Below are 23,638 nucleotides of genomic sequence, written 5' to 3'. Positions count from 1 at the left end.
TCCGCATTTGAACACTTTCCTGTGGGGGAGTGGCGAGCTTCCTCGGACTTCGTCCTGCGGGATCTCGCCTAGATCCTTTTTCCCACGGGAGTCTCCCAGCTTCCCAACCACCCCATTTATTGTATTGAGAAACGAACCCTTCGCTGTGGGAGGGTGCCTCCCCGATCTTGGTATTATGAGCATTAAGCCATCTATAACAAGCTTTCCGCATGCAAAATTGTCTTTGGGAGTTGATTTCTCTCTCCAATTACCAAGGTATACAGCTTATTCTGAAAGTGGTTTCGACAAAGGGGCGGAGGCTCACCGCGCTCCCACGGCAAGCGAGCTATTCCCCGCAGCCGCATCCAATCAAATGGAAGAAGGGGTTATGAAAATGGGAATCTAAAAAACTTTTACGAAGAATGTGTTTATTGTGTTGACTTCTGCATATGATTTTGTATAATTATAAACAATTCATTATAAAAATACATTTGTGGACGAAGAGAGTACGTATGAAGATAGTCGACAGCGAGCCGGGGGCGGTGGAAGCCTGGTGACGGATTGATACGGAAACGCACTTCTGAGATGTTCGGTGAAAAGAGTAGCCAGAACCGGGAGCTCCCGTTATCAGCTTCGAGTTGGTCTGACATACAGACAATGAGAGTGGCACCGCGGATGATTCAAAATCCGTCTCTTACCCCAGGTAGGAGACGGATTTTTTTATGGACAATAATTGAGGAGGTTATTCATATGACAAAACCAAAAGTAGTATTAGCTTATTCCGGTGGATTGGACACATCGATTTCTATTAAATGGATCCAAGAAAAGTATGGGTATGATGTCATCGCTTTAGGATTGGACGTCGGTGAAGGAAAAGACTTGGAAACCATTCGTAAAAAGGCACTGGATGTAGGAGCAATTAAAGCCATCATGGTAGATGCCAAAGAAATATTAGCTGAAGAATATTTGATGCCGGCTCTTAAAGCAAATGCTCTTTATGAAGGAAAGTATCCATTATCTTCTGCTCTTTCACGTCCGCTCATCTCTAAACTGCTCGTTGAAGTTGCAGAACAGGAAGGAGCAGTTGCCGTTGCTCATGGCTGTACAGGAAAGGGGAACGACCAGGTTCGCTTTGAAGTCTCCATACAAGCCTTGAATCCTGACCTTGAAGTCATCGCTCCTGTTCGTGAATGGGGAATGACACGTGATGAACAAATTATTTATGCCGAAGAAAAAGGAATTCCGGTACCTGTCAACCTGGAGAACCCATTCTCTATTGATGCAAACATCTGGGGACGTGCTTGTGAAGCTGGTGTACTTGAGGATCCTTGGAAAGAAGCACCGGAAGCGGCGTATGCCTGGACCAATCCGATTGAAAAGACACCCGATCAACCGGAGACCATTGAAATTGATTTCATAGAAGGAAAGCCTGTCGCATTGAACGGAGAAAAAATGGAGCTTGTTCCTTTAATTGAATACTTGAACGAACTTGGAGGCAAGCACGGGGTTGGCAGAATTGATCATACAGAAAATCGCCTTGTAGGTATTAAATCGAGAGAAGTGTATGAAAACCCTGCAGCTATGATCTTGATCAATGCCCATAAAGAATTGGAATTTTTGACCCAAACAAGAGAAGTTTCTCAATATAAAGCCAATGTTGATCAGCAGCTTTCCAAAATTATATACGACGGTCTATGGTATTCACCATTACAACCGGCTTTATCCGCCTTCATTGATTCTACGCAGCAAGTGGTCACAGGAACCGTTAAAGTGAAGTTGTTCAAGGGACATCATACAGTGATTGGTAAGAAATCACCGGTCAGTCTATATAACGAAGAACTTTCCACTTATTCTAAAGAGGATGCATTTGATCACAATGCAGCTGTCGGATTTATTAAGTTATGGGGATTGCCGACAAAAGTCCATGCGGACGTTCATAAAGGAGCGAAGTTACTGGACCAGGCGGTGGTGAGCCAGCATGACTAAATTGTGGGGCGGTCGTTTTACCAAACCTACAAATAAATTGGTGGAAGAGTACACCTCTTCCATCCATTTTGATCAAAAACTGGCACTACAAGATATCGAAGGTAGTATCGCTCATGTGGAAATGCTTGGTGCTTGTGACATTATCCAATCAAATGAAGTGATGCAAATCAAGGAAGGGCTTCTTACGATCAAAGAGAAAGTGGAGAAAGGAGACGTCACTTTTTCTGTGGAGCACGAAGATATTCACATGAATATAGAAAAACTGTTAATTGATGAGATCGGGCCGGTAGGAGGAAAGCTGCATACCGGGAGAAGCAGGAACGATCAAGTGGCCACCGATATGCACCTTTATTTACGTGAAAAAACGAAAGGATTGATGGAGTTAGTAGAAGCTGTTCAATCCTCCCTCGTGGAGCAGGCGGAACAGCATGTGGAAACCATTCTGCCAGGTTACACTCACTTGCAGCGTGCCCAGCCCGTCTCTTTTGGTCACCACTTAATGGCTTACTTTTGGATGTTTGAAAGGGATAAGGAACGTTTACAGGACAGCTTGAAGCGTATCAACTGGTCCCCGCTTGGGGCAGCGGCTCTTGCGGGGACGCCCTATCCGATTGACAGACAAATGACATCCGATGCTTTAGGGTTCGATCAACCTTATCCGAACTCACTGGATGCCGTTAGTGATCGTGATTTTATTCTTGAGTTTTTATCTATTTCTTCTATTATGATTACACACATTTCACGTTTGTCTGAAGAGCTGATTTTGTGGGGAAGTCAGGAGTTCCAATTTGTAGAATTAGATGATGCCTTTTGTACAGGCTCGAGCATCATGCCTCAGAAGAAAAACCCTGATGTACCTGAACTCCTCCGTGGAAAGACAGGAAGAATTTACGGTCATTTGATGGGACTGCTGACGTTGCTGAAAGGACTGCCTCTTGCATACAACAAAGATATGCAGGAAGACAAAGAGGGAATGTTCGATACGGTTGAGACGTTAGAAGGGGCATTATCGTTGTTGGCACCTATGCTTGCATCGATGCAAGTGAAAGGGGACCAAATGAAGAACGCTGTAAATGAAGACTATTCGAATGCCACAGATATCGCGGATTATCTGGCTGTCAAAGGGATGCCTTTCCGAGAAGCCCATGAAGTGATTGGGAAAATTGTACTGTACTCTATTCAACAGGAAAAATACTTGTTGGATTTGACATTGGAAGAATACCAAGACTTTTCTCCACTCTTTGAAGCGGATATATATGAAAAGTTGAACCCCAATCAAGTCGTAGCTGCACGAAACAGTGAGGGTGGTACAGGGTTCGATCAAGTGCACAAGCAAATACAACTGGCAAAAGAACATCTTTCATGATGAAGGATGTTCTTTTGAATATGTCCTCAAGAGGGGCATCTAAGGTTTGAAAAGGAGCAGGGAAGGATACTATATCCATACCACCTTTTATAGAGAGGGATGATCGTATGGCGAAAACAGTTCAAGCTTACTTTTCAACAGAGAATGATGCGGAAAGTGCAAAGGCATCGTTGCAATCTTTATCGGTCGACCAGGATACAGTAGAAGCGATCCCTGAGGATGTAGATATGACTCCTGTTGTCCCTGTAGCAGGATCAACAAATTCAGGGGGAGGGACCTTCAATTTCACAGAGGTCGTCTCGCCTAAACATGATCGGGACAGCGCACTATCTGACAAAAAACATTTAACTCACGTGCTCCATTTTTCAATTAAGGAAGAGGAGTACGATCGAGCGATACAAGTAATTAAAGAGCACAATGGTCATATGGACAAAAAAGACTTCTAAAAACAAGGAACCCCTGCGAAGATGTATAAGGTCGCAGGGGTTTTTCAATGAATGCTCCATTACATATACAAGCTTGCCAAAAAGATTCCCATCGTTTCCTGATAGATTTCATCGAACTGTTCAAGGGGGAGAGGGTTTACCCCCAATCCTAATTCTACAGTGAATCCTGGTTGTCGAAACTCCTGGATAAACCAGTCCTTATAGCCGGAAAAACTATCTACATAACGGATGGGTTTGTAGCCGCTCACTCGTTCAAACTCATTGACGATCGTCATGGACCGAGGAGGTTCAAGCCCTTCGTATCCCCAATAGATCACTTCTCCCTGCGTGTGGAAAGCAAGCATTTTTTCAAAGTTACGGGCCCCCGCAAGCTCAGCCATCGCAACCGTCTCAGGCTCCGTTAGTGGTTGATAGCCTGGAAAATCCCTTGGAGCAGGAGATGTCGGCTTCCTTGCAGCATCCACTTCCCATTTGGCAGGGTATTGGTTGTTCAAATCTACTCCCCGGATATTGGCTTTCCACCCGGAGAAATCAGTATTACCATCATTGATACTTAATGCCATCTCCCCAAACTCCCCGTCAGGTGGTCCGTTCAAAACGAGATCAACACCGTCAGGATCGACCATGGGAACAATAGAGAGTGTCACTTCATTATAAAAAGGATTGATTTCTAAGCCGCGGATGGTCTCTTTATTTGTTAGTGCCAGCAAGTAGTCATTCAAAAATTGCATGATCACTGCTGTCGTAATCCATTCATTCGCATGGAAGGAACCGTTCCAATGCACCACTTTTGGTCCGCGCCCGATTTGAAGTTCAACAAGCTCTTTTCCCATCACACTATTCCCGATCGTCTCTCTTCTGACAAAAGGATATAGTTCGTAAAGTTCATTCAAATCAGTAGTTAGTACGTTGAAGTCATAAGGGCGGTTTCCATCGACGACTCGATAGGTCACTTGGACGGGAAGGGATAAAACTTCCCCAATTTGAAGCATTCTAGGATTAATGGAAGGGTTTAATAATGCGATCGCATCCAGGGAGATTCGACGCTCGCTGGCGATTTTCCAAAAGGTGTCCCCGGATTGTACACGGTATTGGCTTGTTTCATAGCCCGGTATGCGAATCGTTTGTCCAATTTGAAGGGAAGATGGTCCCGCTTGTGGATTGGAATCTATGATTAAATCTAACGGTACATTGAAAAGGTTCGAGTAGTACCATAGCGTGTCACCACTCCTTACTTTAACGTCCATAAGAGGCCCCCTTTTTTACAGTCCTTTTTATAACTATATGGAAAATGATACGTTTGATGAACAATCATCTCTCGACCAATTTTCATGAATCCCAACATAGCCGCTTTTTTTCAGGTACAATATAGGAATGGCCTTATTCAACTAACTAGCAGGTTTGTGGAAGACTCGGTTTCGAGCCTTTTGTTGAGTGAATGGGGGCTGCGGGAAATAGCTCGCTTTCCGCGGGAGCGCGGTGAGCCTCCTCGGACTGCGTCCTGTGGGGTCTCACCATGCACTTTTTTCCCGCAGGAGTCTCGCCATTCCCCTCCGCCCCTTTTCCATATCAGTGTCTCTAAACCACTCCCGAAAAATTAGCTATTTAGTTTGATGGGAGTATAAGGATAAAACTCCTATGCTCAGGTATTAGAATCATGAAAGCTTTATACAGAGCGTTTTATGCTTTTAACAATCGGGATAGCGGAAGACAACCCAACTTGGTAAAGGGGTTTGTTTCTCACATACATTGAATGGGGTTGTGGGGAAGCTCGGCGCTCCCCCACAGGAAAGCGAGTAGCTTCCCAGCCACCCCTAACTCCCATTAAGGCAAACGAATCCCGAAAGCATACCGAAACTGAGTCTTCCACAACCGGGAGCTTTTATGGAATAAATGACGGATTTAATTTTATAGAAAGTAGTGAAAAATATATGAAGACATTTGAGAAATTAGGAATATCAAGAGAGTTGACTGAAAAGCTGAAGCGGCAGGGGGTTACGTCACCGACACCTGTACAGGAACAGGCAATTCCACCTCTTATGGATGGAAAAGATATCATTGCCCAAGCTCAGACGGGAACTGGAAAAACGTTCGCCTTCGTTTTACCTATTTTAGAAAAAGTAGATCCATCCTCGGAGGCTGTTCAAGCAGTGATTGTCACCCCGACGAGGGAATTGGCTTTGCAGATTACTCATGAAGTGAACAAGCTTAAAAATGAGGACACCCATGTTTTAGCTGTGTACGGTGGTCAGGACGTAGCTAAACAAGCGAACAAATTGAATGGAAAAGCCCATGTAGTTATTGCTACACCAGGACGTTTATTGGATCATTTAAGACGAGAAACTGTTGAATTGAACCACATTCATCAACTTGTCATTGATGAAGCCGATCAAATGTTGGAAGCAGGATTTCTGCCTGATGTACAGGATATAATTAGGCAGTGTGGGACAGAAAGGCAAACGATGTTGTTTTCAGCAACAATCACTTCACAAGTCCATTCTTTAGCAAAAAAAATTACGGATAATCCAAAGCGGATTGAAGTAAAAGAGGAAAAAGTGACGGTATCTAACATTAAACAACTGTTATATGAAACAACCGATCGAGCAAAACAGGACGCTCTTATTCAAATCATGAGTGAACACAGACCATTCCTTGCAGTCATTTTCTGTAGAACCAAGCGTCGCGCGAAGAAGCTGAATGATGCACTGATTGCCAAAGGTTATGAATCCGATGAGCTGCACGGTGACCTATCTCAAGCCAAAAGAGAAAAGGTCATGCAGCGTTTCCGTGATGCTAAAATCCAGTACCTTGTAGCTACAGACGTAGCGGCGAGGGGGCTAGATGTGGAAGGAATCACCCATGTGTTCAACTATGATATTCCACAAGACCCTGAAAGCTATATCCACCGGATCGGCAGAACAGGGAGAGCGGGAGGCAAGGGGTTGGCGATTACTTTTGCCGCGCCTAAAGATAAGCCCGCTCTTAAACAAATTGAACAGCATATCAAACAAAAGTTAGAAAGACGATCTTTGGAGAAGCTTTCTCCGGGAAAAAGAGAAAAAGAAGAAGATAAACCATCCCGCTACAAAAAATGAAGAAGATAAGCCAAAAACCAGAGTTCCTCTAGACTCTGGTTTTTTTTGTGGGTTTATTTAGAAAATTACTGCAAAAAAAACAATAACATTGAGGAGAGTTATGAAATATGATACATTATAAACATAATTCCGAGTTAACGCATTGGAATTATAAATTATGAGGAGAGATGAACTTTATGGGGATGGAATTCGTCGACCTATTCAACCAATGGGCGAGTTCATATGACGATACAGTAGCTGGTAAGGATCCGGAATATCGTGAAGTGTTTGAAGGGTACGATGAAATGTTGGGGCGTTTAGCCAAGCTTTCCGTTTCCCCGGTTATGGAATTCGGAGTAGGTACAGCGAATTTAACGAGAAAGGTCATCGACCAAAATAAGGTCGTTCTGGGCATTGAACCTTCCTCTGAAATGAGGAGAATTGCTAAAGTGAAATGTCCCGAAGCTGCTATTTATGATGGGAATTTTCTCGAGTACCCGAAACTTCTTACACCGATCCGATCCATCATCAGTTCGTTTGCTTTTCATCACCTGACGAGTAACGAAAAAGTTGAAGCTATCCAGAGCTTCCGTGATCGTCTCGAAGATGATGGGAAAGTAGTTTTTATAGACACGATCTTTAAAGACAAGGAACATAAGCAACAGTTGATCAAAAGCGCGGAGAGACAAGGATTTTTAAATTTAGCGCAGGATTTGCAGGAAGAATACTACCCATTTCTAGAAGAACTAAGAGAGATGTTTGTCCTTAACGGTTTCGAGGTAACTTTTGAACAGCTGAACAAATACGCCTGGCTCATTCAGGCAAAAAAAGGAGAATGATCACATGCCAAAAATGAACGTTGAAAGCTTTAACCTTGACCACACGAAAGTGAGCGCCCCGTACGTACGACTAGTAGGAGTAACAGAAGGAGAAAAGGGAGATAAAATCTACAAATACGACCTTCGTATCAAGCAGCCGAACCAGGAACATATGGAAATGCCAGCCCTTCATTCTCTGGAGCATTTGATGGCAGAAAACAGCCGGAATCACCATGACCGCATTGTCGACATTGGACCGATGGGCTGCCAGACAGGTTTCTATATTGCCATCCTCAATGACGACAGCTATGACAACGTGCTAAATGTAATCGAGAAGACTCTTCAAGATGTTTTGGAAGCAGACGAAGTTCCTGCATGCAACGAAGTTCAGTGCGGATTTGCTGCGAGCCACAGCTTGGAAGGAGCTCAGAAACTGGCAAAAGAATTACTTGAAAAACGTGACGAATGGACGGAAATTTTTCAATAAATAACGGGAGTTGAGAATGCGATGGGTTACGTGAAGAATATACAATCATTGATTGGTCATACACCGATGATCGAACTCACTCATTCCGAAATCCCGAATCAAGCTAGAATCTTCGCTAAGCTTGAATTCATGAACCCAGGCGGTAGCATCAAAGACCGTCTGGGTTTAAAACTGATTGAGGATGCGGTAGAACGTGGATTGTTAAAGCCGGGTGGAACTATTATTGAACCCACGGCGGGAAATACAGGCATTGGCCTCGCACTTGCTGCGATCGGAAAAGGAATCACCGTCATTTTTGTAACACCAGAGAAGTTCAGTCAGGAAAAACAAACCTTGATGAGAGCTTTAGGAGCTCAAGTCGTAAACACTCCTACTGAAAAAGGAATGAAGGGAGCCATTGAAAAAGCGAATTTATTGGCTAAGGAACTTCCCGGTTCCTTCAGTCCGCAGCAGTTTCATAATCAAGCGAACCCAGATGCTTATTATGAAACCCTTGGCCCGGAGATCGTTCACGATATGAATGGAGAAGTTGATATTTTCGTCGCTGGTGCAGGTACAGGTGGGACATTTATGGGAACTTCCCGTTATCTAAAAGAGCGAATGGAGAATGTCAAAACCGTGATTGTTGAACCGGAGGGCTCCATTTTAAACGGAGGAGACCCTGGCCCGCATCGTACAGAGGGAATAGGGATGGAGTTTCTCCCTTTTTACATGAATCCTGATTATTTTGATGCGATTCATACCATTTCAGATGAGATGGCTTTCCGTCGTGTAAAAGAACTGGCTTTAAATGAGGGATTGCTCGTAGCCAGTTCATCAGGAGCAGCCTTTGAAGCTGCGAGGAGAGAAGCTGAAAAAGCAAAGCCAGGGGCAAAAATCGTAACCATCTTTCCTGACAGTAGCGAGCGATATTTAAGTCAAGGCATATATGAGGAGTGATGACATGAGGAAAAAAACACAGCTGATCCACGGGGGGATCACGGGTGATGAAAAGACAGGAGCTGTCAGTGTACCCATTTATCAGGTGAGTACTTACAAACAAGATGGAGTCGGTCAGCACCGTGGGTATGAATACTCGCGTACCGGAAATCCGACACGTTTTGCATTAGAAGAATTGATCAAGGACTTAGAAGGTGGACATAGAGGTTTCGCTTTCGGATCAGGTATGGCAGCCATTACAGCTGTTCTTATGACTTTTAACCATGGAGATCATGTAATTTTCACCGATGATGTGTATGGTGGAACGTACCGTCTTGTATCTAAGATCATCAACCGCTTTGGACTAGAAGCAAGTTTTGTTGATACCAGCGACCTGGATAATATCCAGTCAGCGATTACAGATCGCACAAGAGCAATTTACGTCGAAACCCCAACAAACCCTTTGCTTAAAGTGACAGACTTAGAAAAGGTGTCTGCTTTAGCGAAGGAAAAAGATTTGACGTTTATCGTTGATAATACCTTCAGCACGCCATATTGGCAGAACCCGATTGAATTTGGCGCCGATATCGTCCTGCATAGTGCAACCAAATATTTAGGAGGACATAGTGACGTCGTCGCTGGTCTCGTCGTTGTGAACAGTGAGCAGTTGGCAGAGGATGTCCACTTTGTGCTGAACTCTACGGGTGGTGTTTTAGGACCCCAGGATTCATGGCTTCTTATGAGAGGAATCAAGACACTTGGGATTCGTATGGAAGAAATAGAGGAGAACACACGTCAGTTTGTTGAGTTTCTTCAAGATCTTCCGGAAGTGACTGACATATATTATCCCGGTCTCGATGATCATAGAGGAAGTGACGTTCATCAAAAACAAGCGCGTGGTAACGGAGGTATGATCAGCTTTGACGTCGGCAGTGGAGAGAAGGCGGATCAAGTTCTCCGCAACGTAAAATATTTCACGTTGGCAGAAAGTCTCGGAGCCGTCGAAAGCCTAATCTCAGTCCCAGCGATGATGACTCACGCTTCTATTCCAAAAGCGCGGCGTGCAGAACTCGGCATTACGGATGGACTTGTCCGCGTATCCATTGGACTTGAAGATATCGAAGATCTTAAAGAAGACTTCCTCCAGGCTTTAAGAAAATAATCCCCAGAAAGGAGCACTCCACCAGTGCTCCTTTTTTCTTCCACAATCCTGCCATTTAGCTTAATATTTGTGCCTTTTGCATAGGTCATTCACGCCTGAGCCACACTAAAAAGGAAATTCAATCAGGAGTGGAAAAGAATATGGATTATACACATTATAAAAAACAACTGGAAGAGCGAAAAAGGGAGATCGAGCAGCGCTTAATGGACCATGACCATTTTGGGTTGGAACGTGGTTTTGCAAGTGATATGGCTTCAGGGGAATTGTCACAATATGACAACCATCCGGCGGATTCAGGCACCGAATTGTACGAAAGAGAAAAAGATATTGCTTTGCTTGGACATTTAAAAGAAGAATTGTCTGACATTCAATATTCTCTTATACAAATGGCCAAAGGAACATATGGGATTTGTGAGGAGACAGGGGAGCAGATTCCTAAAGAACGCTTGGAAGCTATTCCAACTGCACGAACGATTGCGTCGGCTTCCTCCAACCAAGATGTTTCTATGGATCGCCCTGTAGAAGAAGATGTCCTTTCAGAATTAGAAGCGAATTACGGACGGAACCATGATGATCCTGAATACAATGAACAAAATGCGTATGAACAGGTGGCCTCCTTCAATCAGAGTAGTATGACATATGATGATTCATCCTTGATGGACAATCAGGATGGCGTAGGCTATGTAGAGGAGTTCGAACCGTTTGTTTCTACAGATATGAATGGATATACAGGTCCTGATGGAGTCAGTTTTCAACGCAATGAACATTACGATAAATATATGGATAGTCAGGACGAGGCGGAAGATTCGTACTGATGTAAAAGACCTGAGAGTGAATGAAAACTCTCAGGTTTTTTTTTATCAATATCCAACTTCAATAGCTGCGTTCACAATGTACATTAAATCATTCTTATCCTCTTTTTCTTCTAGGACAATACCGCTTGTTGTCAACATCCCGCCTTCCATCACTTCAATGTTCACCTCACCGTAGGGGATGGCTTTTTTCACTTCTTCATGATCGAGTTGGTCGAAGTCGCATGGAAGGGCAAGCTTGACATTAATCTTCATATTATCCAGTGATTGTTCTGGTAATACAGAGCGGATCCCTGGCATGGAGTTTGTATGGATGGCATTTTTGATTGCACGTACTGCCGCTTTTGTAACATTTTGACCGTGGACATCTGTCCCCATTCCGGTCTGAATAAACATTAGTTGATCCATGAATATCCCACCTTTCCTTTTCATCCTAACACACAGGACGGAGCGATTAGAAAAGATTCCTATTTAATCGTTGACACACAATTCCGAACATCTGTATAATCTTAAACATATAATTAAAGCATACTATTTCTATAGGAATTATAATCATAAGGGTGTGACGTATTGTTTTTATCCATAGATCAAGTGGGGAAGACCTTCAATGGTAAAGGGGGAGACGGTTTTGAAGTCTTCTCTGGAATCGATTTGAATATTGAAGAAAATCAATTTGTCTCACTCCTAGGGCCGTCCGGATGTGGGAAATCAACGCTCCTTTCCATGGTGGCAGGCCTGGAAGATGTCACAACGGGTTCAATCAGGTTGGAGGGAGAAGAAATCAGGAAAGCTGGACCTGACCGCGGGATGGTCTTTCAACAACCATCGCTTTTTCCATGGCTGAATGTAAAAGAAAACGTTCTTTTTCCATTAAAAAGGCATGGATCAAAAAAAGAGGCGGAGGAGAGAGTGGATCGTTTCTTACAAATGGTTCACCTCAGCAGATTTAAAGAGAATTATACCCACGAGCTTTCTGGAGGCATGCAGCAGCGGGTAGCGATTGCAAGAGCGCTTGCCATGGATCCTAAAGTGTTACTTATGGATGAACCGTTTGGTGCTCTCGATGAACAGACGAGACATATTCTTCATGAAGAACTGATGAAGATTTGGCAGGAGACACAAAAGACGATTTTGTTTGTTACTCACAGCATTCAGGAAGCAATTAAATTATCTGATCGGGTCGTCGTTATGGGAACACGACCAGGGCGTATCATCGCTGACTTTGCCGTCGACCTTCCTCGGCCTAGGAAGAGGGACGATGAAAGGGTCATCGATCTTGAGCGGAAGGTCATGGATCTCTTGGAAGGTGAAATCAATAAAGTATTGAAGGAAGAACTTCATCATGAAGCTAGCTATTAAGAGGATTGGTTTTTTAGTTGTCGTTTTAGGTTTATGGCAATTGGTTTATTCCCTTGGTGTCTTTGAGGATATCGTGTTCCCATCACCAATCAAAGTGGGCGTCGCTTTGTATGAAGGGTTTGCTGATGGTGATTTCATTAAAGCATTGGGAGCGAGTTTTCGTCATTTATTTATGGGATTGTCCCTTGCCATATTGTTCGGGACCGTCATTGGGGTTCTGCTTGGGAAGTCGAAACAGGCAGATGAAACAGCAGGGATGTACCTGATTGCCTTACAGAGTATTCCGAGCATTGTGTGGGTGCCACTTGCTATTATGCTTTTCGGTTTTTCTGAATTTGCTGTCGTATTTGTAGTGGTACTTGGAGGTACGTTCGTCATGGCTTTAAATGTACGGACAGCTATTTATAGTGTTCCACCACATTTGGTCCGTGCTGCGCGGACGATGGGGACCAATGGCATTCCTCTTTTTTTTAGAGTGGAAGTTCCATCGAGTATCCCGTATTTTATGACAGGTCTCAGGCTCGCCTGGGCTTTCAGCTGGAGAGCCCTTATGGCTGGGGAGTTGTTAAGCAATGGTCCTGGACTGGGTTACTCTTTAAGGTACGCTCAGGATTATGCACGTATGGATCAAGTAATTGCGATCATTATTATCATTGGTGTTATTGGTGCTGTAGTCGATCAAGTTGTCTTTTCTAAATTAGAAAGAAATGTAAGGAAACGCTGGGGATTATTGAAATCATAGATAGGAGATGAGGAGAATATGAAAAAGTGGTTAACCATTGTTGCTCTTGCTGTCATGAGTCTGGTGCTCGCTGCTTGCGGTAGTGATGCAGGAGCGAACTCTGATGATAGTGGCAGTACAGAAGAAATTACCATTGGTTACTTTCCAAACATCAACCACGTAGCGGGTATGGTGGCAGAAACGAAAGATATGTATTCTGAAACATTGCCGGACGGAACAAAAGTGAACTACCAATACTTCCCGGATGGCTCTTCGTTTATGACAGCCATCGAAACAGGTGACATCCAAGGAGGACTTGTAGGACCCGGTCCAGCAATGAACCATTTTACAAGTGGAGCGGAAATTAATGTTGTTGCCGCAGGATCAACGGGTGGTACAGTTATCATGGCGAGAGAAGGAGCAGGCATTGACTCTCCAGAAGACCTGGCCGGAAAGACGTTTGTTTCTCCTAGGGTAGGGTGCACACACGATGTACAATTTGAAACGATGATGAAAGAGGAGTTCGGTATAACCTCAGACCGTATTGATGGTGAAATGAAGCACGTCACAGGTAAACCGGCCACCTATGCAAGCTTGTTTGAGACAAAAAATGTGGACGTCGCGACAGTTCCTGAACCTTGGGCATCTTCTATAGAGGAACAAGGAAGCGGTAAAGTACTTGTCGACACTCCGGATGTTGCTTTTGGTGAGACCTTGCCGGCAGCCGTGTTCGTTACCTCTCAAAAACTTGTGGATGAGAATCCTGATATGGTGGAAAGCATTGTAGAAGCTCATAAGAAAGCGACAGACTTTATTAATGAAAACCCAGAGGAAGCAAAACAGATCGCTATTGATAAAATCAAAGACATCACGGATCAAGAACTTTCAAAGGAAGTCATCGATCGCGCTTGGGAACGTATCGATTTCACGTATGACGTAAATGAAGAAAACCTTCAGAAGTTCGCCGATTCTTCCTATGATCTTGAGTTTTTGAAAGAAAAGCCGGACTTGACTGGTTTGGTGGACACGAGCTTCCTTGATTAAATATTTTGAAAAGAGACGGGGAATTTCACCCGTCTCTTTTTTTGTGGCTACATTTGATTGTCTTTAAACGGAATCAGCATGTGGCAATCCCAATAATATTTAAAACTCCCCTTTAGTTTTTATGATTTAGGTCAAACTATAAGGTACAGGAGGGATGCTCTTTGAAGCGCATTTCAATCGTTCTTTTCATAATTGGAACACTTTTCATGGCAGGGCAGTCGGTTATGGCTGAAAGTGAATATAAAATCGTCCATAAAGATAAAGTGACGGAAGACTGGGAAGTCCATGTTGATTATCCAAAATTTGAGCACTTGGAGAGTAAGGATCTTCAAGATACTGTGAATTTTCAAATCGTCCAGAAACTTGAAGATACACTAAGAGACGTAAAAAGAGGGGCCGGAGAAATGATGGGTGTCCCTTATCTTTATTATGAAGAAACATCGGTATTTAAAGAAAAAACCTTTTACTCTGTAGTGATGACCTCCCACATATCCCGGGGAAATCGCTACAATTCAACCGTCACCTCCATTAATTTTCAAGATGACCGGGGGGGATCAGTAAAGAAGTTGAAAGACCTCGTGTTTATCGATCGATTAAATAAAGAAGTAAAGAAGGCATTAGAAGCTGACCCGGAAATGTATTTGCAGGAGCCTTTTGCTGGTGTTCGAGATAATACCGCTTTTTACGTGAAGGATGAACGTCTTGTGCTCGTGTTCAATAAATTTGAGATCGCTGCTGGTGTTCATGGAACTCCTGAGATTTCAGTGCCTCTAAAAGGGATCCTTAAGGAAGAATTGGAGAAAAAAGTGCCTCCTTTGCCTTCTTATACATTATCCACATATTGAATGGTGTTCTAACAAGATCTCTCGGAGGTTATCCACTAAATTAACATTTGTTCGTGATGTTTCCATCCACATAGAAAACGGTCAGAACAATCCTTATATCAGTTGTTTGAATAACTTATTCACACTGTGCACAACCTTGTGGATAAACTTAATAACAGGCAAAAAAAAGAAGCATAAGTGCTGCTTATGCTTCCAACATTTCTTCTTCGTTTTGTTCTCCGTAGTAATGGAAAAGATATTGATCTTTTGTAATGACATACAGGTCATAGACATCATCTGTGCGGTTAATCCAGGAATATACTTCTGGATAAGCGTCGTTGCCAATGGATACATAAGGAATTTTAAGGGCCGCTTTCATTGAACGGACGTTGGTGCGCCGGATTTTCATAAAGATAGCTTCTACATCCAATTGGAAAAATAATTCCTCGAAAAACGCTTCTTTGGCCAACTGATTGTATCCTTTACCGAAATAAGGCTGACCGATCCATGTAGCTAAAAAGCCTTTGTTTTCCTGTATATCGAAAAGATTGATGGTTCCAATGGGCTGCCCCCACTCATCAAGGATGGTACGTGAAACCAATTCCCCCCGATCTTCAGCTTCTATGGTTTGTTTGGTCAAGAAGTAAAACTCGTCACTGGAAGATGCTTTGTGACGGACGTAAGGAAACACTTCAGGGTGGCTCATCAACTCAAATAAAACCGGGGCGTCATGTAAGTCACGCTTTTTTAGCATAAAAAATCCCTCCTTGAATGAGGAGGGTGGTCCAAACGCATAGGAAATAGGCGTTCACTGGTCAGTTCGGACCACCCTCGAATTTTTATCAATTGCTCACAAAAATTCGGGGTGGGAATCGAACCCACTAGAACCAGTGTCATAACTGGTGGCGCACCATTTGCCTTCCCTACACCAAAAGCTTATAAAATATCATCTAAACTTATAATAATCCACTCCGAAGAAAAAGTGAATAAAAACTTTGTAAAATGGACGTGGATTTTTTTACAAGTTTTTATAATTTTTGCTGATCTTTTAATACGGAAAATACAGCTAATCTCTCTGAATAAGTGGAGGCCTCTTTATCATACGCTCCAGTACAAGTGATGAGATTTAAACTGTGTGAATTGGTGGGACCGAAGATTTCCCTGATTGGGGCATCTTCATAAGGATAGGATTCCATTCTGCTTATTTCAAAGGTAAGCTTCATGTTATCACCATAAACATAAATTTCATCCCCTGGCTGCAAATCTTTAAGGTCATAAAAAACAGCTGGTCCGCTATTGCCGTCCACGTGTCCTGCAATGACCGCATTTCCTTGATTCCCAGGCATCGTTCCTGGTTCAAACCACCCGACATCGATTAAGTTTTTTGGAACGGCCATACCGCCCTCCGGTGTATAACCAAGAGCCTTAATAGAAGCATCCACATTAATCGAGGGAATTTGAATCCTGTCAGGTGTGATGCCCGATTGTTCGGAAGAAGCTTTAACAGCAGGGGTGTAATTTTGTTCAATTGTGGCTTTCTCTAATTGATCGCTGACTAAAGATTCCTTTACTTCTACACCTTGGGTGCGTGTAGTTTCAGATGTAGAAAGAACCCTGGGTTCCTCTGCAGGTTCTTCATTCAGCATTTGGAAACTGATGAAAAATACGAGGAGACCCAGGGCTAAAGGGGAAACTTTCCTTACCATACTTACGCTTCTGAGCGTTTACGAGTTAGCATAAAGCCAGCACCCATGGCTAGTACACCTAGAAGAGCAGCATACATCCAAGCGTTCGTAGTGGAGTCAGCTGTTCCACCAAAACCAGTAGCAGGCATCATTGTCGGCATGGCAGCAGAGTCTTGAAGAAGCAATACCTCTGGGTTATCGGCTGTTCCAACAGCGAAAGCACTATAAACTTTTCCTGCTTCAAGGTTTGTACCGGATAGGTCAATCAACTGTGTTCCATCTGTAGTACGTACTTCAAGGTCGTAGGAACCTGGATCAACTTCCAAATAATCAGTGACCATTGGGAATTCTGCACCAGAGAACAGAGCGTCTCCACCAATTGGGCCTACATCAACGGCTGGTGCTCCAGGGATGAAGTGTCCGACACGGACTTTAGCCATACCTTCCGTTGCTTCCGTAGAATCTTGGATAGCCTTTAATTGAATATTTTCTAAGTTATCAATCGCCGCAGCTGTATAAGCCATACCTGCTTCTACATTTACAGTGGTAGAAATGACAGGATCTTGTTCACCTTTTGTTCCAGCTGCATAAATTTCTACTGTATGTTCACCGGCGGGCACTTCCAAGTAATCTGTAGCTGCTTTAAATTCAGCACCTTCAACTACAGCTTCATCATTCAAATAGACGTCAACGGCAGGGGCATCAGGTGATGCGTGTAGAACGCGGACCATAGCGTTCTGGTCATGGCTGTCAGCCAACACAGAAGGTGCGAAGATCCCCAAAATCAAAACAACAGCAGCTAACGAAGAAAATAATTTTTTCATGTTCCCACTCCTTAAATTTTTTATATCCATTGCCGCTTCATGGAACGGCAATTTCTACAATAGGGTACTTCACAACGCGTTATGAAACTCTTGTACAAGTTTTGTATATCCATCATATACACCCTTTGTACAACTTTCAAACCTTTTGCTATGCTCAATATGTTTTTTGAGAGCATAGAAAAACACCGGAAAATCCTTCCGGTGTTAGAGTGCTTCACTATTCTTGGAAATATACCATTTTTCCGTCGATCATCGTCCAAATAGGTTTAGACAGATACTCGAATGGATGTCCACTCCATAATACAAGATCGGCGTCTTTCCCTTTCTCAATCGAGCCAACTTTGTGATCGACACCAAGGTTCTTAGCCGGGATGATCGTTATGCCTCGAAGAGCGTCCTCGACGTCTAGACCTTCTCTAGCTGCGAGCGCTGCACATATGTTCAAGTATTGTATGGGTGTATAAGGATGGTCTGTCGTAATGGAGACACGGATTCCGTGGTCATGCAGAATTTTATAGGTCTGCCATGTTTTATTTCTTAATTCAATTTTTGAGGCCCTTGTAAAAGTCGGCCCCACAGAGACTTGTAATTCTCTTCCTGCCAGTTGATCAGCAATCAAATGCCCTTCCGTACAATGCTCGATGCGCAAGTCAAGGTCAAATTCGTCTGCAAAGCGTAAGGCTGTGATGATATCGTCTGCTCGGTGGGCATGAATCCTCACAGGGATATCTTTGTTCAATGCCTGGAGAATCGGTTTGACACGAAGGCCAGGATCGGGATCTTTCATAGCGGCATAAAAGGTTTCCCTTAAGGTTCCCATGATGCCCAGTCGGGTGATGGAAGCATTTTTAGACTGAGAGTGTATTCGTTTCGGGTTTTCTCCTAAAGCGAGTTTTAGGCCGGCGGTTTGTCTGAGAATCATATGGTTGATCGTATGTCCTACGGTTTTAATAACAGAGGTCGTCCCGCCAATCATATTTGCACTCCCGGGCATAATATGAGCCGTGGTCACTCCAGCTTTCCTCGCGTTAAAAAAGGCAGGATCAAGTGGGTGGGCCCCGTCGATTGCTCTCAAGTGTGGAGTCACGGCCTCAATGGTTTCGTTTGCATCACTCCCAGCCCAGCCCGTTCCTTCATCATAAAGGCCGAGGTGGGTGTGGACATCAACGAAACCTGGGTATAAATCCAACCCTTTGCCATCGATAAATTCAGCTTGCTCCGGTAACTCGATCGTCTCCCCGTAATCGTGTATTTTTCCATCGATTACATGAACATATCCATTTTTTATAGAAGGAGATGTGATGGGGTGGATATTGACATTTTTTATAACAGTGTTCATAGACATACAGCCTTTCCCTTCAATATACAATTATTATACTTTAAAAAAGCCTTTTGGATAACAAAAATGAGCAAAGCTGAGCTTTGCTCATTTTATTGGCTCAAGTAAACTTTTACAAAGTCTTTAAGGAAGTAAAAACAATGTTTTACATGACCTAGGTTAAAAACTGATCAGAAAACACTTTTCAACCGTGTCTTCAATTAGTTTTTTTATTATCTGCTTCTATTCACGTAAGGGTAAAGAGGATCTTTTAAATGAAACTCATAGGTTTCTCCATCCACAATTCCTACCACCTTATTGCTATCATAGAGATCAAGCATAAACTGAGCCATCTCCTGGGCGGTGTGGAATTGTGGAACGTTTTCTTCATAGCTGAATTGGCCGACATCCATAGACCTTTCTGCGAACTCCGTTTCCGTTGCAGCTGGTGCCAGCACTTTGGCTTGCATAGGGCTTCCTTGAGCTTGAAGCTCCTGAGCAAGTCCTTCGGTAAAAGCACTTACAAAAAACTTGGAAGCGCAATAGGTAACGGCACCACCGACAATGGTGTATCCTCCACCTGAAGACACATTTATCAATTGTGTTCCTTCTTTTGCTGCATAATCTCTGGCATACAAGGAGGATAAGATCGTCAATGCTTCATTATTCAAACGAAGCATTTTTTCAATTTTCGGGAGTGCTTGATCTGAAATCGAGTCAAAGTTTCCGAAACCGGCATTGTTAATCCAAGTTTCAACTTCATACTCTTTTGTTCGCTCATAAAAATCATACACTTGTTCATTTTCAGCTAAATCTGCCGTCATGATGATCACGTCAATGTCTGCATTCATTTCAGTGATTTTGGATTTTAAGTCTTCAAGTTTGTTCTCTCGTCTGGCTGTAAGGATAAGATTCTTGCCTCGTTTTGCGAACGCCAAAGCGGACTCATAGCCGATTCCAGAACTTGCTCCCGTAATCACAGTATAGGACATTAAAGTTCCTCCTTTTATTTCAGTTACCTTGGCCAGGGGACTTGTTTTCCCCCATTTTTCTCAACTTGAACACTAAGAAATGCCCCCACTTGGAACATTCCTTTACCATAGTCTATTTATTTAAAATGGATGATAGGGCCGGTTGTAATTCTGGATAATGAAAGGTGTATCCAGAGGCCATCGCTTTTTTAGGGATGACACATTGTCCATCCAGAAGAAGTGTACTCATGTCTCCTAGGGCAGCTTTCAGGGCAAAGGAGGGAGCGGGAATCCAATGGGGTCGATTTAATACTTCCCCTAGAGTATTGCCAAAATCTTTGTTTCTTTTCGGATTAGGGGCTGTTCCATTTAAGGGGCCGTGGATATCTTGGTTTTCGATTGCGAAATGAACCAGCCCAACGACATCATCGATATGGACCCAGGACATCCATTGCTCTCCTGATCCTAGGTTCCCACCGATCATCATCTTGTAGGGAAGGGTCATTTTAGGAAGCGCTCCTTCTTCTCCTAAAATGATGCCGAAGCGGATATAGACTGTGCGTATTCCTTTTTCAGCTGCCTGGGAAGCGCGTGCTTCCCATTCCTCTACGACATTTGCTAGAAAATCATTTCCGGGTTCGGTCGTTTCTTCGGTAAATGTTTTGGTTTTTGATTGTCCATAATATCCTACCGCAGACGCGTTGACGAGCACACTCGGTTTTTCCGGGAGTGCATCGATCAAGTCCAATACGCCTTCTGTCGATTTGATTCGACTTTCTAAAATTGACTGTTTTCTTTCCTCTGTCCACCGTCCACTGTTCAATGATTCTCCTGCTAAATTTACAATGGCATCGAGAACAGGGAGTTCATTTTCCGGATGGAATTCCTCTTTTAACCAGCCGACATAAGTTACCTGCTCCGTGTCTTTGTACTTTTTCGGACTTCGTGTCAATATGTACACGTCATGTCCTTCTTGTACGAGCTTCTCTTTCAATTGGGTACCAACAAATCCAGTACCTCCTGTGATCGCGATTTTCATGTTCATTCCTCCTGTCCGTGTGAGGTTGTCAATAGTTTACTCCAATTGGCTTCGTTTGACGATACGCAAGTCGAATTCCATGATAAAATATGGTCAAAGAGGTGAAGCGGATGGCAAGACTTACAAAAATTACGACGCAGAAAAAACATAAGAACCGTTACAATATCTTTCTGGATAAAGGGAATGGGGAAGAGTATGGGTTCAGTGTCGATGAAGACGTTCTTGTAAAGTATCGCCTTCAGAAAAACATGGAACTTGATGAGGCCCTGATCAACGCGTTGATTCAGACCGATACGCTTCATAAATCCTATACCCTTGCGATCAATTATTTAAGCTATCGCATGCGTTCTGAAAAAGAGATCCGGGATTATTTAAAAGACAAAGAGACTGATCCTGAGCATATCGAAGAGATCATTTCACGGTTGAACAAGGAACGACTATTGGATGATCAGGAGTTCGCAAATTCCCTTGTGAGGACACGAATCATGACTTCGAGTAAGGGTCCTCTTCTATTGAAAAAAGAATTATTGGATAAAGGGGTGTCCGCAGTTAAAGCGGATGAAGCCGTTACTTATTATTCTTTTGATAAGCAATTTGAAAAAGCGATGAAATTTGCTGAAAAGAAACTGAGGAACGATGGTCGAAAATCTTACCGTCAACAAGTCCAAAACGTACAGCAGACGCTGATGCAAAAAGGATTTCAGGGAGGCGTGATTCAGGAAGTGCTTGCGAATTTGCCGGAAGATGAGGATGAAGATTCAGAATGGGAAGCGGTCGTTTATCAAGGGGAAAAGCTGCTTCGCAAATTCCAGTCCAAGTCTGAAGGTTATGAGCTGAAGCAGAAAGTCAAATCAGGTCTATACAGAAAAGGTTTCACATTTGATCTGATTGATCGTTTTATTGACGAAAATATGAAGGAATAAAAAAAGAACAAGCCGCCTGACTTAAATGTCAGCCGCTTGTTCTTTTTTACTTAAAAGTCCTTTTTTATCCAGGTCCTCAATCGCCTCATGCACATGATCGACAACAGTACTTGCTTTTTCCTTTACCTGATCATGAGCCGTTGACATGGCATAGCTGTGAGGCGTCATTTCGAACATGCTCACATCATTGAAGGAATCTCCTACACAGGCGATTTCTTCTGGAGAAATGCCGAGGCCTTCAATTAACTGTCTAAGTCCACTACGTTTATTGATCGATTTAGGCATCATATCCACACATGTTTCATGAGAAATGAAACTGTCAATCTCTTCCCCGAACGTTTCCTGAATTCTTTCGGCAGCTTTCATTACATCGGCTTCTTTCCCGTGCAAGGCAATTTTTGAAGGGATAATGGTTTGGCCGACCTGCTCATTCAATTCAGGCTTGACAATAATTTCGTGAAACATCTGTTCAGAGATCATATCGACAAAAGCGTTTGATTCTTTTGTGAACGTTTCATCTGCAGTAGAAACTGTTTTAATCATCGGTTCTTGGTCAATCGTCTGGATGATTCTTTGGGCTAGTTCGGAATCAAACGTTTTGGCATGGATTTGTGTATCTTCTTCGTTAAATACAAACGCTCCATTTTGACTGACGCGATGACCATTTACACCAACGCGCTTAAGAACCTCAATAATCTCATGGTCCATACGACCGGAGGCGACAGCAAGAGGTGGGCCCTCTTCCACCATTCGCTTTAATGCATCAATATCTTCGTTTTTAATATAATGATCTTCTCCAAGAAGGGTACCGTCAAGATCTGTGACAAATAGTTTAATCATTGATTCATCTCCTCTCCGTGCAGGGCGTTTCCCAGCACCTAAATGATTGTACACGACGTAATCGCTTTCACACAAAGAGGAAAGCTTATTCCTTAGCCTTCCACTTGTAAAAAAAACAAATCAAATATAGGATAGAAGTTATGAGATGACTGAAAACGCTTTTAGTGTAATTTAAGTGGGGGACCATTATGGAAAAGCAGATAAAGATAAAAAAAGTGCTCAATAATAATGTCGTCATTGCTTCCCACCCAACTTATGAAGAAGTGGTGTTAATTGGGAAAGGAATCGGTTTTAACCGGAAGAAGGGAGACGAAATTTCTTCTGAGAAAGCCGACAAGACATTTTTGCTGAGTAATGAACAGGAAAAAGAACAATATGTGAGTTTATTGCCGTACATCGACGAGAATCTGATTGACTTCATGAGTGATATCCTCCATCACGTCGAATCGCGAATGGGACAAGAACTCAACCAGCATATTCACGTTGCGCTGACGGATCACCTTGCATTCGCTATCAATCGAGCAAAAAAGGATCTTCAGTTCTCCAATCCATTCTTACTTGAAATTGAATCCCTTTATCCGAAGGAATATCAAATTGCGATGGAAGTCGTGACGATGATCTATGATAAAATGGGTATCCAGTTTCCGGAAGGGGAGGTAGGGTTCATTGCTCTCCATATTCACAGTGCAGTAACGGACAAGACGTTAAGGGAACTCAATCGCCATAACCAGCTCATCACACATCTTGTTCAACTTGTTGAAGACACGATGGACGTTCAAATTGATAAAAAGAGTGTGGACTACCATAGACTTGTTCAACATTTGCACAGGGCCATCGACCGTGTTTATCAAGATGAACACGTGGGGGATGAAATTCGTTTGGCAAACATGTTGAAAGAAGAATATCCCGTGTGCTATAATTTAGCATGGAAATTGATAAAAGTGATGCAAAAGCAACTGAATAAACCTGTAGATGAGTCAGAAGCGATTTATTTGACGATCCATTTGCAGCGTTTAACCCATAAAACCTAAAACGTACGTGT

24 protein-coding genes and 1 other annotated feature are annotated in these 23,638 nt (G+C 43.1%); of the genes, 15 read left to right on the top strand and 9 right to left on the bottom strand.

From position 1 onward, the window contains the following. Positions 1–464 precede the first annotated feature (464 nt). Positions 465–677 (top strand) — a binding site (T-box leader). Positions 678–729: 52 nt separating this feature from the next. The 3 genes from K2225_RS15735 (at position 730) to K2225_RS15725 (ending at position 3,777) form a co-directional block, all read left to right on the top strand. Beyond that, on the top strand, positions 730–1,965 hold the full coding sequence (locus K2225_RS15735) for an argininosuccinate synthase (RefSeq protein ID WP_220585618.1): 1,236 nt from the start codon (positions 730–732) through the stop codon (positions 1,963–1,965). Then, positions 1,958–3,331, top strand: coding sequence for an argininosuccinate lyase (gene argH, locus K2225_RS15730; RefSeq protein WP_220585617.1), 1,374 nt, complete (start codon positions 1,958–1,960; stop codon positions 3,329–3,331). Before K2225_RS15735 ends, argH begins: the two co-directional genes overlap by 8 nt. A 107-nt stretch (positions 3,332–3,438) precedes the next feature. Next, positions 3,439–3,777, top strand: coding sequence for a hypothetical protein (locus K2225_RS15725; RefSeq protein WP_220585616.1), 339 nt, complete (start codon positions 3,439–3,441; stop codon positions 3,775–3,777). 59 nt (positions 3,778–3,836) lie between these two features. On the opposite strand, the gene K2225_RS15720 is transcribed toward K2225_RS15725, so the two are convergent. Next, a complete protein-coding gene (locus K2225_RS15720; RefSeq protein WP_220585615.1) occupies positions 3,837–5,024 on the bottom strand; it encodes a M14 family metallopeptidase in 1,188 nt (395 codons plus the stop codon). Positions 5,025–5,708: 684 nt separating this feature from the next. Between K2225_RS15720 and K2225_RS15715 the strand changes: the two genes are divergently transcribed. From K2225_RS15715 to K2225_RS15690, 6 genes are all read left to right on the top strand, one after another. Next, entirely contained in the window at positions 5,709–6,872 is a 1,164-nt protein-coding gene (locus K2225_RS15715; protein ID WP_220585614.1) for a DEAD/DEAH box helicase, read from the top strand. A gap of 176 nt (positions 6,873–7,048) precedes the next feature. Continuing rightward, on the top strand, positions 7,049–7,690 hold the full coding sequence (locus tag K2225_RS15710; RefSeq protein WP_146818786.1) for a class I SAM-dependent DNA methyltransferase: 642 nt from the start codon (positions 7,049–7,051) through the stop codon (positions 7,688–7,690). A 4-nt stretch (positions 7,691–7,694) separates the two neighbouring features. After that, positions 7,695–8,156: an S-ribosylhomocysteine lyase gene (locus K2225_RS15705; RefSeq protein ID WP_220585613.1), complete on the top strand. Its 462-nt coding sequence runs from the start codon at positions 7,695–7,697 to the stop codon at positions 8,154–8,156. Positions 8,157–8,177: 21 nt separating this feature from the next. Then, positions 8,178–9,095: a PLP-dependent cysteine synthase family protein gene (locus K2225_RS15700; protein ID WP_220585612.1), complete on the top strand. Its 918-nt coding sequence runs from the start codon at positions 8,178–8,180 to the stop codon at positions 9,093–9,095. 4 nt (positions 9,096–9,099) lie between these two features. Then, positions 9,100–10,236 (top strand): bifunctional cystathionine gamma-lyase/homocysteine desulfhydrase, encoded by a 1,137-nt coding sequence (locus tag K2225_RS15695; RefSeq protein ID WP_220585611.1) that lies wholly within the window; start codon positions 9,100–9,102, stop codon positions 10,234–10,236. 140 nt (positions 10,237–10,376) lie between these two features. After that, the gene (locus K2225_RS15690) at positions 10,377–11,051 is read left to right on the top strand and encodes a TraR/DksA C4-type zinc finger protein (protein WP_146818782.1); all 675 of its coding nucleotides are present in this window, start codon (positions 10,377–10,379) and stop codon (positions 11,049–11,051) included. Positions 11,052–11,096: 45 nt separating this feature from the next. On the opposite strand, the gene K2225_RS15685 is transcribed toward K2225_RS15690, so the two are convergent. Further along, a complete protein-coding gene (locus tag K2225_RS15685; protein WP_220585610.1) occupies positions 11,097–11,456 on the bottom strand; it encodes a Lin0512 family protein in 360 nt (119 codons plus the stop codon). Positions 11,457–11,618: 162 nt separating this feature from the next. Between K2225_RS15685 and K2225_RS15680 the strand changes: the two genes are divergently transcribed. The 4 genes from K2225_RS15680 to K2225_RS15665 all read left to right on the top strand — a co-directional run bounded on the left by K2225_RS15680 (position 11,619) and on the right by K2225_RS15665 (position 15,017). Continuing rightward, positions 11,619–12,407, top strand: coding sequence for an ABC transporter ATP-binding protein (locus tag K2225_RS15680; RefSeq protein WP_220585609.1), 789 nt, complete (start codon positions 11,619–11,621; stop codon positions 12,405–12,407). Further along, positions 12,391–13,149, top strand: a complete 759-nt coding sequence (locus tag K2225_RS15675; protein ID WP_146818779.1) for an ABC transporter permease — start codon at positions 12,391–12,393, stop codon at positions 13,147–13,149. Before K2225_RS15680 ends, K2225_RS15675 begins: the two co-directional genes overlap by 17 nt. Before the next feature lie 18 nt (positions 13,150–13,167). Next, entirely contained in the window at positions 13,168–14,172 is a 1,005-nt protein-coding gene (locus K2225_RS15670; protein WP_220585608.1) for an aliphatic sulfonate ABC transporter substrate-binding protein, read from the top strand. Between the two features lie 161 nt (positions 14,173–14,333). Beyond that, on the top strand, positions 14,334–15,017 hold the full coding sequence (locus K2225_RS15665) for an RsiV family protein (protein WP_220585607.1): 684 nt from the start codon (positions 14,334–14,336) through the stop codon (positions 15,015–15,017). 184 nt (positions 15,018–15,201) lie between these two features. On the opposite strand, the gene K2225_RS15660 is transcribed toward K2225_RS15665, so the two are convergent. The 6 genes from K2225_RS15660 to K2225_RS15635 form a co-directional block, all read right to left on the bottom strand. Next, entirely contained in the window at positions 15,202–15,750 is a 549-nt protein-coding gene (locus K2225_RS15660; RefSeq protein ID WP_220585606.1) for a GNAT family N-acetyltransferase, read from the bottom strand. A 274-nt stretch (positions 15,751–16,024) separates the two neighbouring features. After that, positions 16,025–16,702, bottom strand: coding sequence for a class F sortase (locus K2225_RS15655; protein WP_220585605.1), 678 nt, complete (start codon positions 16,700–16,702; stop codon positions 16,025–16,027). A gap of 2 nt (positions 16,703–16,704) precedes the next feature. Further along, positions 16,705–17,505 (bottom strand): DUF4397 domain-containing protein, encoded by an 801-nt coding sequence (locus K2225_RS15650; RefSeq protein ID WP_220585604.1) that lies wholly within the window; start codon positions 17,503–17,505, stop codon positions 16,705–16,707. Positions 17,506–17,722: 217 nt separating this feature from the next. Then, positions 17,723–18,844, bottom strand: coding sequence for an amidohydrolase (locus K2225_RS15645; protein WP_220585603.1), 1,122 nt, complete (start codon positions 18,842–18,844; stop codon positions 17,723–17,725). Between the two features lie 212 nt (positions 18,845–19,056). Further along, complete coding sequence (locus K2225_RS15640) at positions 19,057–19,815, bottom strand: SDR family NAD(P)-dependent oxidoreductase (RefSeq protein ID WP_220585602.1); 759 nt, start codon at positions 19,813–19,815, stop codon at positions 19,057–19,059. A 112-nt stretch (positions 19,816–19,927) separates the two neighbouring features. Further along, on the bottom strand, positions 19,928–20,833 hold the full coding sequence (locus K2225_RS15635; RefSeq protein WP_220585601.1) for a TIGR01777 family oxidoreductase: 906 nt from the start codon (positions 20,831–20,833) through the stop codon (positions 19,928–19,930). A gap of 110 nt (positions 20,834–20,943) precedes the next feature. Here K2225_RS15635 and recX point away from each other — a divergent pair, with 110 nt between their 5' ends. After that, positions 20,944–21,756: a recombination regulator RecX gene (gene recX, locus K2225_RS15630; RefSeq protein ID WP_220585600.1), complete on the top strand. Its 813-nt coding sequence runs from the start codon at positions 20,944–20,946 to the stop codon at positions 21,754–21,756. Between the two features lie 21 nt (positions 21,757–21,777). Here recX and K2225_RS15625 read toward each other — a convergent pair whose 3' ends face one another. Next, entirely contained in the window at positions 21,778–22,596 is an 819-nt protein-coding gene (locus tag K2225_RS15625) for an HAD family hydrolase (RefSeq protein WP_220585599.1), read from the bottom strand. 188 nt (positions 22,597–22,784) lie between these two features. Here K2225_RS15625 and glcT point away from each other — a divergent pair, with 188 nt between their 5' ends. Next, positions 22,785–23,627, top strand: coding sequence for a glucose PTS transporter transcription antiterminator GlcT (glcT, locus tag K2225_RS15620; protein WP_220585598.1), 843 nt, complete (start codon positions 22,785–22,787; stop codon positions 23,625–23,627). Positions 23,628–23,638: the final 11 nt, after the last annotated feature.

Source organism: Halobacillus sp. Nhm2S1, from assembly GCF_019599545.1.
GTDB lineage: Bacteria > Bacillota > Bacilli > Bacillales > Halobacillaceae > Halobacillus.
The sequence above is the reverse complement of the archived record's forward strand: the minus strand, read 5'-3'. Positions and strand labels throughout refer to the sequence as shown.

Coding starts and splice junctions, on each gene's coding strand:
- K2225_RS15685 (WP_220585610.1), bottom strand. CDS start 11,456: ATGGATCAACTAATGTTTATTCAGACCGGAATGGGGACAGATGTCCAC.
- K2225_RS15700 (WP_220585612.1), top strand. CDS start 8,178: ATGGGTTACGTGAAGAATATACAATCATTGATTGGTCATACACCGATG.
- K2225_RS15655 (WP_220585605.1), bottom strand. CDS start 16,702: ATGGTAAGGAAAGTTTCCCCTTTAGCCCTGGGTCTCCTCGTATTTTTC.
- K2225_RS15635 (WP_220585601.1), bottom strand. CDS start 20,833: ATGAAAATCGCGATCACAGGAGGTACTGGATTTGTTGGTACCCAATTG.
- K2225_RS15670 (WP_220585608.1), top strand. CDS start 13,168: ATGAAAAAGTGGTTAACCATTGTTGCTCTTGCTGTCATGAGTCTGGTG.
- K2225_RS15710 (WP_146818786.1), top strand. CDS start 7,049: ATGGGGATGGAATTCGTCGACCTATTCAACCAATGGGCGAGTTCATAT.
- K2225_RS15720 (WP_220585615.1), bottom strand. CDS start 5,024: ATGGACGTTAAAGTAAGGAGTGGTGACACGCTATGGTACTACTCGAAC.
- K2225_RS15695 (WP_220585611.1), top strand. CDS start 9,100: ATGAGGAAAAAAACACAGCTGATCCACGGGGGGATCACGGGTGATGAA.
- argH (WP_220585617.1), top strand. CDS start 1,958: ATGACTAAATTGTGGGGCGGTCGTTTTACCAAACCTACAAATAAATTG.
- K2225_RS15645 (WP_220585603.1), bottom strand. CDS start 18,844: ATGAACACTGTTATAAAAAATGTCAATATCCACCCCATCACATCTCCT.
- K2225_RS15625 (WP_220585599.1), bottom strand. CDS start 22,596: ATGATTAAACTATTTGTCACAGATCTTGACGGTACCCTTCTTGGAGAA.
- K2225_RS15675 (WP_146818779.1), top strand. CDS start 12,391: ATGAAGCTAGCTATTAAGAGGATTGGTTTTTTAGTTGTCGTTTTAGGT.
- K2225_RS15725 (WP_220585616.1), top strand. CDS start 3,439: ATGGCGAAAACAGTTCAAGCTTACTTTTCAACAGAGAATGATGCGGAA.
- K2225_RS15660 (WP_220585606.1), bottom strand. CDS start 15,750: ATGCTAAAAAAGCGTGACTTACATGACGCCCCGGTTTTATTTGAGTTG.
- K2225_RS15650 (WP_220585604.1), bottom strand. CDS start 17,505: ATGAAAAAATTATTTTCTTCGTTAGCTGCTGTTGTTTTGATTTTGGGG.
- K2225_RS15715 (WP_220585614.1), top strand. CDS start 5,709: ATGAAGACATTTGAGAAATTAGGAATATCAAGAGAGTTGACTGAAAAG.
- K2225_RS15640 (WP_220585602.1), bottom strand. CDS start 19,815: ATGTCCTATACTGTGATTACGGGAGCAAGTTCTGGAATCGGCTATGAG.
- K2225_RS15705 (WP_220585613.1), top strand. CDS start 7,695: ATGCCAAAAATGAACGTTGAAAGCTTTAACCTTGACCACACGAAAGTG.
- K2225_RS15735 (WP_220585618.1), top strand. CDS start 730: ATGACAAAACCAAAAGTAGTATTAGCTTATTCCGGTGGATTGGACACA.
- K2225_RS15690 (WP_146818782.1), top strand. CDS start 10,377: ATGGATTATACACATTATAAAAAACAACTGGAAGAGCGAAAAAGGGAG.
- recX (WP_220585600.1), top strand. CDS start 20,944: ATGGCAAGACTTACAAAAATTACGACGCAGAAAAAACATAAGAACCGT.
- glcT (WP_220585598.1), top strand. CDS start 22,785: ATGGAAAAGCAGATAAAGATAAAAAAAGTGCTCAATAATAATGTCGTC.